This is a genomic window from Campylobacter troglodytis (assembly GCF_006864425.1).
GTDB classification, from domain to species: domain Bacteria; phylum Campylobacterota; class Campylobacteria; order Campylobacterales; family Campylobacteraceae; genus Campylobacter_D; species Campylobacter_D troglodytis.
This window is the reverse complement of sequence record NZ_QHLI01000170.1, coordinates 1-1,002: the sequence shown is the minus strand read 5'-3', so window position 1 is coordinate 1,002 and position 1,002 is coordinate 1. Positions and strand designations below refer to the sequence as shown.

Here is a 1,002-nt window from a genome sequence, read left to right as displayed (position 1 = left end):
CCAAGTAAATTGCCATCAATCTTAAATACTTCCTTATAATACACCTGTCTTTTTTGTATGAAGCTTCTTGTTTCTTCTTTTAATCTTGCCTTTATGCTTAGTGTGTCTTCATTTTCAAAGCCTAGGTCTTTGGGTCTAAAAAATATGGGGTTTCCTTGAAGGAAGACTTGTTTGCCTTTTGTTTCTATGCACCACTGCACCTTGTCTAGATCAAGGCAAGTCTTAGCACTTTCATTATCTAAAAGCTCTCTTTTCTTGTTAGCTAAGTTTTTATCCCTTTCTAAGTCCTTATAAAAATAAGCCTGAAAGGCTAATTCTTGCTCACAGTCAGCCACAAAAAGCTCATCCTTGCTATCAATAAAATAATCATAGCCCTCTTGTTTTTTTCTTTCTTTTTCTAGCTCATCATTTAAAACCTTGTAGCATTTAATGATGGCTACCTCATACTCGCTTACAAGCTCCTTGCACTCTTTAAAATATAACTTAGCCTTGCTTTTTTCATAGCTTCTAGGAGTAAGAATCTTTTGCGTTGTGTAACTAGGTGCTTGTTTCCCATCTTCTTCTTTGAATTCTTTTGCTAGATTAAAGGCATAGTGCTTGCTTTTATCCTCAGCTATTAAATAAGCTAGATAAAAATCTGCTATGTTTTCCTTGTCTATAAGTAGATTAATCTCTCCGTTTATCAAGGTCTCAGTGTAAGTCTGTTTGCTTTGGATATTAATGATTTGTGCCTTTTTATTTGTGAGTTTTTTCTTGGATTTAAGATCTAAAAACTGCAAGCAAAAATTTGTTTTGTTCATCTTTTTTCTTTTTTTGTTTATTTGTGCATTCTTGTATCTATTTTATTTACTGTTTTAGTTTATTTGTGTTGTTTTTTCTTGTTTTGTTTTTTCTGTTTTTGTTTATTTGATTTGCCTTGTTTTTTCTTTTTGTGTTTTTCTTGTTTTTGCGTCTTTTTGTTTATTTTTGTTTGGCTTTTTGAATTTAGGGCTGGGTGGTTAA

At 31.9% G+C, this 1,002-nt stretch carries 1 protein-coding gene; it reads right to left on the bottom strand.

Translation table 11 applies throughout. The annotated features are described in order from the left end of the window. On the bottom strand, nt 1-800 hold an 800-nt coding region (locus DMC01_RS12570), incomplete at its 3' end, for a hypothetical protein (RefSeq protein WP_142694521.1). Between the last annotated feature and the right edge of the window lie 202 nt (nt 801-1,002).